We start from the raw sequence: 9,498 nt of genomic DNA on the forward strand, positions 1-9,498 counted from the left end.
TTTGACAGCGCGTCTACCACAGAGGGATTAAATGCGTGTAAATTTTTTGTTAAATAAAAAGAACACAAAAGCAGCCCCTGCGGTCAGAGGCTGCGTAAAAATAAAACGTTTTATTAAATGGCAGAGGTAATAAGTTCTCCGGCTTCTTTGGTGCCGATTGCTTTGCCGCCGTTTGCCATCAGATCCGGAGTGCGATAACCGTCGGACAGAACCTTTTTCACCGCGTTTTCAATGTCATCGGCTTCCTGGCCCAGACCAAAGGTGTAGCGCAGCATCATAGCAGCGGACAAAATCGTTGCCATCGGATTTGCTTTGTTCTGTCCCGCGATATCCGGTGCGGAACCGTGGACCGGCTCGTACATGCCGAAGTTTCCTTTCGCCAGGCTGGCGGAAGGCAGCATACCGATGGAACCGGTGATCTGGCTGGCTTCATCGGAAAGGATATCTCCGAAGATATTGCTGGTAACGATGACGTCAAACTGTTTTGGATTGAGAACCATCTGCATGGCCGCGTTATCCACATATAAGTTGTTCAGCTCCACTTCCGGATAGTCCTTGGCGACTTCTGCCACAACACGCCTCCAGAGACGGGAGCTTTCCAGGACATTTGCCTTGTCAATGCTGGTTACTTTTTTGTTCCGCTTCATTGCCATATCAAAGGCGACGATGGCGATGCGGCGTACTTCTTCTTCAGAGTAGAGTTCCACGTCATAGGCGGCAGGTCCCATTTCTGTTTCCTTTGTGCCCTTCTCTCCAAAGTATATTCCGCCGGTCAGCTCGCGGACAACGACAAGATCCAGTCCGCCTTCGATGATTTCCGGCTTGAGAGGGCATGCCTGGCTCAGTTCCTCAAAGAGCATGGCAGGCCGCAGATTGGCGAAGAGACCTAATTCCTTGCGCAGACCCAGCAGCGCGCGTTCCGGTCGCTCGTCACCGGGCAGGTTGTCCCATTTCCAGCCGCCGACCGCTCCCAGCAGAACAGCGTCGCTGGCTTTGCAGACGTCGATTGTTTCCTGGGGCAGGCATTTTCCTGTGGCGTCAATGGCCGCGCCGCCGGCCAGAACTTTTGTATAAGTAAAAGTGTGGTTATATTTTTCTCCGATCCGATCCAGGACACGCAGCGCCTGGTCGATGACTTCAGGGCCGATTCCGTCTCCGGGAACGACTGCGATTTTGTAATTCATAATCTGTTCTCCTTTATTTGTGATTGCGGTTATGGAACTATTATAAACATAATCGGAAGGTTTTGCAATTCTTTCATAGAACCCGGAGTGCATCATCCGCGCTGCCAGAGGGAATCCTTTCGATAGAGAGCGCAGTTTCTTCGGATGCCGGATCTGTTTGTGACAGGCAGGATACTATATAGAATGCGTATTATCAGTTTTTAGGTATTAATTATATTGCGTATTATCAGATATAGTGAGTGATTTATATTGCGTTTTGTTTGAAAAAGGATATAATAAAGGCAGGGAGGCTTGTGGAAAATGGTTTTTAAGAGAAAAATTTATAAGAAGCTTGTGGAGTGGAAAGAGCAAAGCCAAGGCGATCGGGCGCTGCTGGTGGAAGGAGCCAGGCGAATTGGTAAATCAACGATTGTGGAAGAATTTGCGAAAAAAGAGTATAAATCCTATCTTTTCATTGATTTCGCGCAGGCAGCAGATACGGTACTGGAATATTTTCGGGAAAACAAGAATAATCTGAACGAATTGTTTATGCTGCTGTCGCTGGAATACGGAGTGAAGCTTTATGAGCGGGAGTCTCTGGTTGTTTTTGATGAAGTTCAGCGCTTTCCCGCTGCCAGAGAACTGATTAAATATCTGGTCGCCGACGGACGTTATGATTACATTGAGACAGGCTCCTTGATTTCGATAAAAGAAAATGTTCAGGGGATTGTCATCCCTTCTGAAGAGCGCAAACTGAAAATGTACCCCATGGATTTTGAAGAGTTCTGCTGGGCCTTTGGGGAAGAAATGCTGGCGGACTATATCCGTCAGTGCTTTACAGAGCGCAGACCTCTTGCGGACGGGCTTCATAAAAAAGCCATGCTTCTGTTTAAACAGTATCTTCTCGTGGGAGGAATGCCCCAGTCTGTAAATGCCTATCTGGAAGGGAAATATGATTTTGAAGCGGCGGACAGGGTAAAGAGGGACATTCTGGAACTTTACCGAGATGATATTCTGAAAATCACGGAGCGGTATCGCTCCAAGGTTTTATCCATTTTTGATCAGCTGCCGGGGTTTTTGTCAAAGCATGAAAAGCGGGTAAAACTCAGCGCTGTTTCCGGCGGATCCACCATCGATCAATATGCGGAAACTTTTTTCTGGCTGGGAAACTCTATGATCTGTAACGAATGCTTTCTGACAAGCGATCCCAACGTGGGGCTGTCTCTTAATGAGGACAGGACTTATGTGAAATGCTATATGGGAGATACGGGGCTCTTAGTGAGCCATGCCTTTGATGAAAATGAACTGTCGGACGGGCAGCTGTACAAGCAGATTATACAGGATAGGCTTTCCATTAATCAGGGAATGCTCTATGAAAACGCCATTGCCCAGATGCTGACTGCAAACGGACATAAGCTTTACTTTTATACCCATTACAGCAGGGAAAAGCACAGGAATGATATTGAAATTGGTTTTATCCTTTCGAATAACAGCAAGCTGAAGTATAAGATGTTTCCCATTGAGGTGAAATCGTCAAAACGCTACACCGCCACATCTCTTGATAAATTCAGGGAAAAATACGGCCAGCGGATTGGAGGATGCTATCTCATTCATCCCAAGCCGCTGCGGGAAGAGGCGGATAAAATCTGCATTCCGCCGTACATGACCATGTGCCTGTAATAAGATACTTACAGAAATGTAAGAAGTTTGTAAGATAAATCAATGGATTCGTTAATAATTGGCAGGTATAATAAGAATATAAAGTGATTCAGAGGAAAAAGAAAGGACAGAGTATATGAAGATGAAAAATGTGTTGTTTGGAACAGCCGCGGTAGTCGTGATTGCGCTCGGATTTTGCGGGGCTGCTGTGAAAAACAAAGTTTCACAGAAATAAGAATGTCAGATAGATAAAAGTGTGTGTTGTAAAAAATAAAGTGAATTAGGGGATTGGGATAGATGGAATTTCAGGGGAATTCCAAGGGAAAAAGGCTGTCATAATTAACCGGGAGAAAAGGTTAATGTGACAGCCTTTTTACAGTGAGGGCACGTTTTGCTTCCCCGTCCCAAACTGGACTAATTTTTAAGATTTAGGATAAAAATTTCTCGTTTATGCGTCTTGAAAGCGAATAAGTTGCAGAGATTACCTTGCAGATCCAATTCTCGAGCCTTCCAGCCCACAAGTTTCGTACCAAATCCCTGCTTTTTAATTTATTTCGGACGGAAACAGGCAAAACGCGCGGCGAACTGGTTATTTTTTTAAACTGTTCATCAGTCCGCCCTTTGCCATGATATCCTTGATGAAATCCGGAAACGGCAGCGCCTGATACGTCTCGTTTTTCGTGATATTGGTGATAACGCCGGTATTGAAGTCCACGCTTACTTCATCGCCGTCCTGAATCTTCTCGCTGGCTTCGGCGCACTCCAGAATCGGAAGGCCGATGTTGATGGCGTTGCGGTAAAAGATGCGGGCGAAGGTATTGGCGATGACGCAGCTGATTCCGCTGGCTTTGATGGCGATAGGAGCGTGTTCACGGGAGGAGCCGCAGCCGAAGTTGTCGCCGGCAACCATGATGTCGCCTTCCTTCACTTTATTGACAAACTCTTTATCAATATCCTCCATGCAGTGGGATGCCAGTTCCTTGTGATCCTGTGTGTTCAGATGTCTGGCGGGAATAATTACGTCCGTGTCTACATTGTTTCCGTATTTATGTACTCTTCCTTTTGCGTCCATATTTATCTGCCTCCTTTCGGTCCGCTGATTTTTCCGGCAATGGCGGAAGCCGCGGCAACCGCGGGGCTTGCCAGATATACCTCACTGTCTACATGGCCCATTCTGCCGACGAAGTTCCGGTTTGTGGTAGCGACACAGCGTTCACCTGCCGCCAGAATTCCCATATGTCCGCCCAGGCACGGTCCGCAGGTCGGAGTGGAAACAACACAACCCGCGTCGATGAAGATGTCCAGATAGCCGAGCTTTATACAATCCTTATAGATCTCCTGCGTGGCGGGAATGATGATTCCGCGCACGTCCGGATGGATATGGCGGCCTTTCAGAATTTCCGCGGCGATTCTCATATCGCTGAGCCGTCCGTTGGTGCAGGAGCCGATAACAACCTGCTGAATCGGAATATCTCCCACTTCATCGATGGTTTTCGTGTTTTCCGGCAGGTGCGGGAAGGAAACCGTCGGCTTCAAGGCGGACAGGTCGATGGTGTAGACTTCATCATAAACCGCGTCCGCGTCGGCTTCATATTTCTTCCACGGGCGGTTTACACGCCCCTTCATATACTCTTCTGTAATTTCATCTACCGGGAAAATTCCGTTTTTCGCGCCGGCTTCGATGGCCATATTTGTAATGCACAGGCGGTCGTCCATGGAAAGGCTTTTCACCCCTTCTCCGGTAAATTCCATAGACTTGTAAAGTGCGCCGTCCACGCCGATCATCCCGATAATGTGCAGAATCACGTCTTTTCCGCTTACATTTTCCGGAAGGCTTCCCTTCAGTTCAAACTTGAGGGCGGAAGGGATTTTAAACCACGCCTGGCCGGTGGCCATGCCGGCGGCCAGATCGGTGCTGCCAACTCCGGTGGAAAATGCTCCCAGAGCGCCATAAGTGCAGGTGTGAGAGTCAGCTCCGATAATGGCGTCTCCGGCGGCCACAAGGCCCTTTTCCGGAAGCAGCGCGTGCTCGATACCCATGTTGCCGACATCATAAAAGTTATCCAGATCAAAGCGTTTCGCGAAGGTGCGGCACTGCTTGCACTGCTCCGCGGACTTAATATCCTTGTTTGGCGTAAAATGATCCATTACAAGGGAAACCTTGCTTTTGTCAAACACATGATCGAATTCCGCCTTTTCGAATTCGTTGATGGCAACCGGACCGGTGATATCGTTTGCCAGAACCATATCCAGATTTGCCCGGATCAGTTGACCGACTTCCACATGATCCACGCCGGCGTGCGCGGCAAGGATTTTCTGCGTCATTGTCATACCCATAATTTTAATTCCTCCTTTTGTGGCTTTATTTCACAAATTTGTGCATGCGGTTTTCTCTGTTAAGGGCGCTTACCAGCGCGTTTACGGAAGCGAGGATGATATCGTCATGTGTCCCCACGCCCCAGTACTGCACGCCTTCGCTGTCCTCGATGCAGATATAGGCCGCGGCTTTGGAACTGGAACTTGTTTCCAGCGCGTGCTCCGTATATGAGATGAGGGTGTAGTCGAAGTGGTACGGCGTCTTTTTCAACGCGTTGTTAATGGCGTTGAGCCGTCCGTTCCCTTCCGCGGTGACCTCAAAAATATCACCTCCGATATCGACTCGCATATCTACAATCATACCATCATCGGACTTGTAAGTCGAAACCTTTTTAAAAGTAGCGTCCGTGATGTCAATCGGATCAAAATAGTTGATATATTCTTTGCTGAAGGCATCGAAGATTTCCTGGGAAGACAGTTCTTTATGCGCCTTGTCGGAAATACCCTTCATCATATAACCCACTTCCTCGCGCATCGGCTTTGGAAGATCGAAGCCGTAGTCCCGCTCCAGAATGTACGCGATGCCGCCTTTGCCGGACTGGCTGTTGATGCGGATGACATCTCCCTCGTAGACCCGTCCGACGTCCTTCGGATCGATTGGCAGGTAAGGGACCGTCCACTGATGAAGCTCCTTGCTCTTTCTCCACTTCATTCCCTTGGCGATCGCGTCCTGATGAGAACCGGAGAACGCAGCGAATACCAGCTGCCCGCCGTAAGGCTGGCGAGGATGTACCTTGAGATCCGTAAACCGTTCGTACATTTCCACCACTTCCGGCATATTGGAAAAGTCGAGCTGCGGATCAACACCATGGGAGAACAGATTCATAGCCAATGTAACGATATCCACATTTCCGGTACGTTCGCCGTTTCCGAAGAGCGTTCCTTCGATTCGGTCTCCGCCTGCCAGGATTCCCAGTTCCGCGTCCGCGACGCCGGTGCCCCGGTCATTGTGCGGATGGAGGGAAATAATCACATTTTCCCGATTGTGCAGATGCTTGCTCATGTACTCGATCTGGCTGGCGTAAATGTGGGGCATGGACATGGAAACCGTTGCCGGGAGGTTGATAATAACCTTCTGCTGCGGAGTCGGTTCCCAGATGTCGATGACCGCGTTGCAGATATCGCGGGCGAATTCCATTTCCGTTCCCGTAAAGCTTTCCGGGGAATATTCAAAATTAAATTCCGTATCCGGATATTTCGCCGCGTATTTTTTGATCAGCTTCGCGCCGCTTGTCGCGATCTCCGTGATTTCTTCTTTGCTGGCTTTGAAAACCTGTTCGCGCTGGGCGACGGAAGTGGAGTTGTACAGATGCACAACGGCTTTCTTTACGCCTTCCAAGGCCTCAAAGGTCTTTTTGATAATGTGCCGTCTGGACTGCGTCAGCACCTGAACCGTGACATCATCCGGAATCAGGTTATCATCGATCAGTCGACGCAGGAATTCATATTCGGTTTCCGAAGCAGCCGGAAATCCCACTTCAATTTCCTTAAAACCCAGCTTGACAAGGAACTGGAAAAACTCCAGCTTTTCTTCGAGGGACATGGGCACGATGAGAGCCTGGTTTCCGTCTCTCAAGTCAACGCTGCACCACATGGGTGCCTTTTCAATATGATCCTTTTTTACCCAGTCCAGGCACTCCTCGGGAGGAGGGAAATAACCCGGTTTATACTTGTCATAGTTTTTCATTTCCAGTTTGATTCCTTTCTTTACCCTAATAAAAATACCTTCGCCTTTTATACAGATTCCTGCACAAGAGACGAAGGTTCACATTCAAACTTCCGCGGTACCACTCTTATTGGTCTTAAGGCTATCACCAAGACCCGCTCATAAGATTCTGCTCCGGGGTGAGACACCAGCCTCTGAATCTGCGGCGCTTCCACCATCCGGCCGCTCTCTGTGAGATCCCTGCGTGCTGATTTATTCCCTTCAACGCAGCAATATGAAATTTCAAAAGTTATTTCTTAGTATAAAGGTTAAGAGGCTTGTTTGTCAACAGGTTTTTTGTATCTGTCAAATTCATTATCCGCGCTTCCAGGGGTGCCGCCTGGGGCGCCTGTGAACTTATGAGATGGCAGAAAGCTGTTCTCCTTTGCGCTTCTGTTGTTTCCCGAGATGAACAAACATGATCAGGCATAAAATGATCTGTACAAAGGAAGACGCCGGTGTAGCCAGACCGATATGAAACAGTGTGGTGCCTGCCAGCTGGCTCATAAGATAAGCGAACGGAATCCGGACGCCAAAAGCTCCGACAATCCCCTGAATCATAACGAAGAACGTCTTTCCACAGCCGTTGTAGTATCCGGTAAAACAGAAAAGCAGGGAAACCAGGAGACAGTCAATGGCGTAGGCGCGCAGATAGGTGTGGGCAGCCGCGATAACCTGCGGATCTTTCGAAAAGATAGCAGCCAGCAGATTTCCAAAGAAAAAGGCGAGGGCGGCCATGACAATTCCTACCGCGACAGAGGTGGCGATTCCGCAGCCCAGCGCGCTTTTCGCGCGGTCTTGTCTTCCCGCGCCGATATTCTGCGCCACAAAGGCGGACATGGACTGCATGTAGGCGGACGGCACCAGCATGAGGAACGTACACACCTTTTCGGCTACTCCTACACCGGCGGAAGGGATGACACCCATGGTATTTACAATCGTCTGGATAATCAGAAAGGACATGCCGACCAGCAGTTCCTGAAGCGCCACAGGTGAGCCGAGCTTCAGTTCGGTGCGAATAATGGACCCGTTGAAGCGTATGTAGGATCTGGAAAAGCGGAAAGGCAGAGCGCGTTTTCGAATGATCAGCAGAGAAACCAGGACGCTTACTGCCTGGGACATGGCGGTCGCCAGCGCGGCTCCGGCGGTACCCATATGAAAGACCGCCACAAAAAGCAGATCTCCGAGAATATTCAGCACGCAAGCAATCGCTACGGTAAGAAGCGGCATTTTAGAATCGCCGATTCCCCGGAAAATCGCCCCCAGAACATTGTAGGCTACGATAAAGATAGACCCGGCGCCGCATATGCGGATGTAGATGCTGGTTTCATCAAAGGCCTCTCTGGGAGCGTGGAGAAGCTCCGCGATTATGCCGGAACCGAAGACGAGGACGATTGTCAGAATAACGGCAAATACCGCAAAGAGACAAATACCCGTTCCGACGGCGCGGCCCGCTTCCTCCGGCTTTCGCGCGCCGATTCTCTGGCCCACCAGAATTGTAATTCCCATGGAGAGGCCGGTGATAATCATGGTTACGGTCTGCATCAACATGCTGCCGCTGCTTACACCGGAGACGTCCTCTGTATGGGCGAACTGTCCTACCACCAGCAGATCGACGCCGCCGTACAGGGCCTGAAGAAACAGCGCCAGAAATACGGGCAGCGCGAAACGGATCAGGGAGCCGAGAATTTTACCTTCTGTAAGACTATGTGATTGTTCCATGTTATTTTTTCCCTCCTGTTTCTGATTCGGATAATTGAGCGGATTGAATTTCCGTCAGTTCCTTGCGCAGCTGATCAATGTATTTTTGATAGAACTGAAGGAACCGGGAGCGTTCGGCTTCGGACAAATGGGACAGCGCCCGTTCTTCTGCCGCGATTACCTGATCGGCGGTGCGTTCCGCCAGAAGCCGCCCCTGCTTTGTAAGAGCCAGTTCTTTGTTCTTTCGGTTGCCTTCTTTGTAACGCAGCGTCAGCACTCCTTCTTCTTCCAGCTTTTTTATCGCGGAATGGATCGTCTGTCTGGGCAGAAATAAACTCTCACAGATGTCGCTTTGTGTGAGAGCTTGTTCTTCTTCGCGGATGGTGTACAAAATCCACAGCGCACAGTCGGACAAACCAAAGTGGCGCGCAATTTCATGATAAAGTTCGTCATTTTCCTTGAACAGGCGATTGTATGTTCTCAGACATGCCTGTGTAGTTAAAGTATTCATGAGCGTGAGACCTCCTTTTGTCTGTAATCGGACAAAAGGGATTATAAACAAAATCCAGAGATCTGTCAAATTGTTTTACGAGAAGGGCGGTGTCAAGTTGTTGTGGAGTTTTTGGTTGACAGATCCAAAATGATTATCATCTAGCTTAGCGGTATGCCTCTGTTCATGCTAAGGCTTCTGATCAGTGTCTGGGTTCCGCTGCTTCCATCGAAAACAGGCTCTCTCCTCTCAAATATGCTGAAATCAATCGCTCCCTCGCAGGCCTCCTCTATGATCCGTTCTGCATATTCACCATAGCTGCCTTTTCCTCTGTCTTTGTCCTTGAAATCCCTCGCTTCTATCTTTCCTCGGTTCTTTATGTATATCCTCTGCTTCGTCAGTTT

Annotated in this window: 8 protein-coding genes; 1 reads left to right on the top strand and 7 read right to left on the bottom strand. The window is 49.1% G+C overall.

Going from position 1 to position 9,498, the window contains the following annotated elements; translation table 11 throughout:
- Window positions 1-113 precede the first annotated feature (113 nt).
- Window positions 114-1,184: a 3-isopropylmalate dehydrogenase gene (gene leuB, locus H9L42_RS15475; RefSeq protein ID WP_187304317.1), complete on the bottom strand. Its 1,071-nt coding sequence runs from the start codon at window positions 1,182-1,184 to the stop codon at window positions 114-116.
- A 300-nt stretch (window positions 1,185-1,484) separates the two neighbouring features.
- Between leuB and H9L42_RS15480 the strand changes: the two genes are divergently transcribed.
- Window positions 1,485-2,843: an ATP-binding protein gene (locus tag H9L42_RS15480; RefSeq protein ID WP_187304318.1), complete on the top strand. Its 1,359-nt coding sequence runs from the start codon at window positions 1,485-1,487 to the stop codon at window positions 2,841-2,843.
- 568 nt (window positions 2,844-3,411) lie between these two features.
- Here the strand turns inward: H9L42_RS15480 and leuD are convergent.
- The 6 genes from leuD to H9L42_RS15510 form a co-directional block, all read right to left on the bottom strand.
- On the bottom strand, window positions 3,412-3,894 hold the full coding sequence (gene leuD, locus H9L42_RS15485; protein ID WP_187304319.1) for a 3-isopropylmalate dehydratase small subunit: 483 nt from the start codon (window positions 3,892-3,894) through the stop codon (window positions 3,412-3,414).
- Window positions 3,895-3,896: 2 nt separating this feature from the next.
- Window positions 3,897-5,159: a 3-isopropylmalate dehydratase large subunit gene (gene leuC, locus H9L42_RS15490; RefSeq protein ID WP_187304320.1), complete on the bottom strand. Its 1,263-nt coding sequence runs from the start codon at window positions 5,157-5,159 to the stop codon at window positions 3,897-3,899.
- Window positions 5,160-5,184: 25 nt separating this feature from the next.
- Complete coding sequence (gene leuA / locus H9L42_RS15495) at window positions 5,185-6,885, bottom strand: 2-isopropylmalate synthase (RefSeq protein ID WP_187304321.1); 1,701 nt, start codon at window positions 6,883-6,885, stop codon at window positions 5,185-5,187.
- A gap of 375 nt (window positions 6,886-7,260) precedes the next feature.
- Entirely contained in the window at window positions 7,261-8,625 is a 1,365-nt protein-coding gene (locus tag H9L42_RS15500; protein ID WP_187304322.1) for an MATE family efflux transporter, read from the bottom strand.
- Window position 8,626: 1 nt separating this feature from the next.
- A complete protein-coding gene (locus H9L42_RS15505) occupies window positions 8,627-9,115 on the bottom strand; it encodes a MarR family winged helix-turn-helix transcriptional regulator (RefSeq protein WP_187304323.1) in 489 nt (162 codons plus the stop codon).
- 140 nt (window positions 9,116-9,255) lie between these two features.
- Window positions 9,256-9,498 (bottom strand): hypothetical protein (locus H9L42_RS15510; protein WP_187302588.1); only part of this gene is annotated, 243 nt, incomplete at its 5' end.

It is taken from the genome of Zhenpiania hominis (assembly GCF_014333425.1).
Classification (GTDB): domain Bacteria; phylum Bacillota; class Clostridia; order Peptostreptococcales; family Anaerovoracaceae; genus Hominibacterium; species Hominibacterium hominis.

Bases quoted from the DNA above. Each gene is read 5' to 3' on its own strand.
- leuB (WP_187304317.1), bottom strand. From the start codon at position 1,184: ATGAATTACAAAATCGCAGTCGTTCCCGGAGACGGAATCGGCCCTGAA.
- H9L42_RS15480 (WP_187304318.1), top strand. From the start codon at position 1,485: ATGGTTTTTAAGAGAAAAATTTATAAGAAGCTTGTGGAGTGGAAAGAG.
- leuD (WP_187304319.1), bottom strand. From the start codon at position 3,894: ATGGACGCAAAAGGAAGAGTACATAAATACGGAAACAATGTAGACACG.
- leuC (WP_187304320.1), bottom strand. From the start codon at position 5,159: ATGGGTATGACAATGACGCAGAAAATCCTTGCCGCGCACGCCGGCGTG.
- leuA (WP_187304321.1), bottom strand. From the start codon at position 6,885: ATGAAAAACTATGACAAGTATAAACCGGGTTATTTCCCTCCTCCCGAG.
- H9L42_RS15500 (WP_187304322.1), bottom strand. From the start codon at position 8,625: ATGGAACAATCACATAGTCTTACAGAAGGTAAAATTCTCGGCTCCCTG.
- H9L42_RS15505 (WP_187304323.1), bottom strand. From the start codon at position 9,115: ATGAATACTTTAACTACACAGGCATGTCTGAGAACATACAATCGCCTG.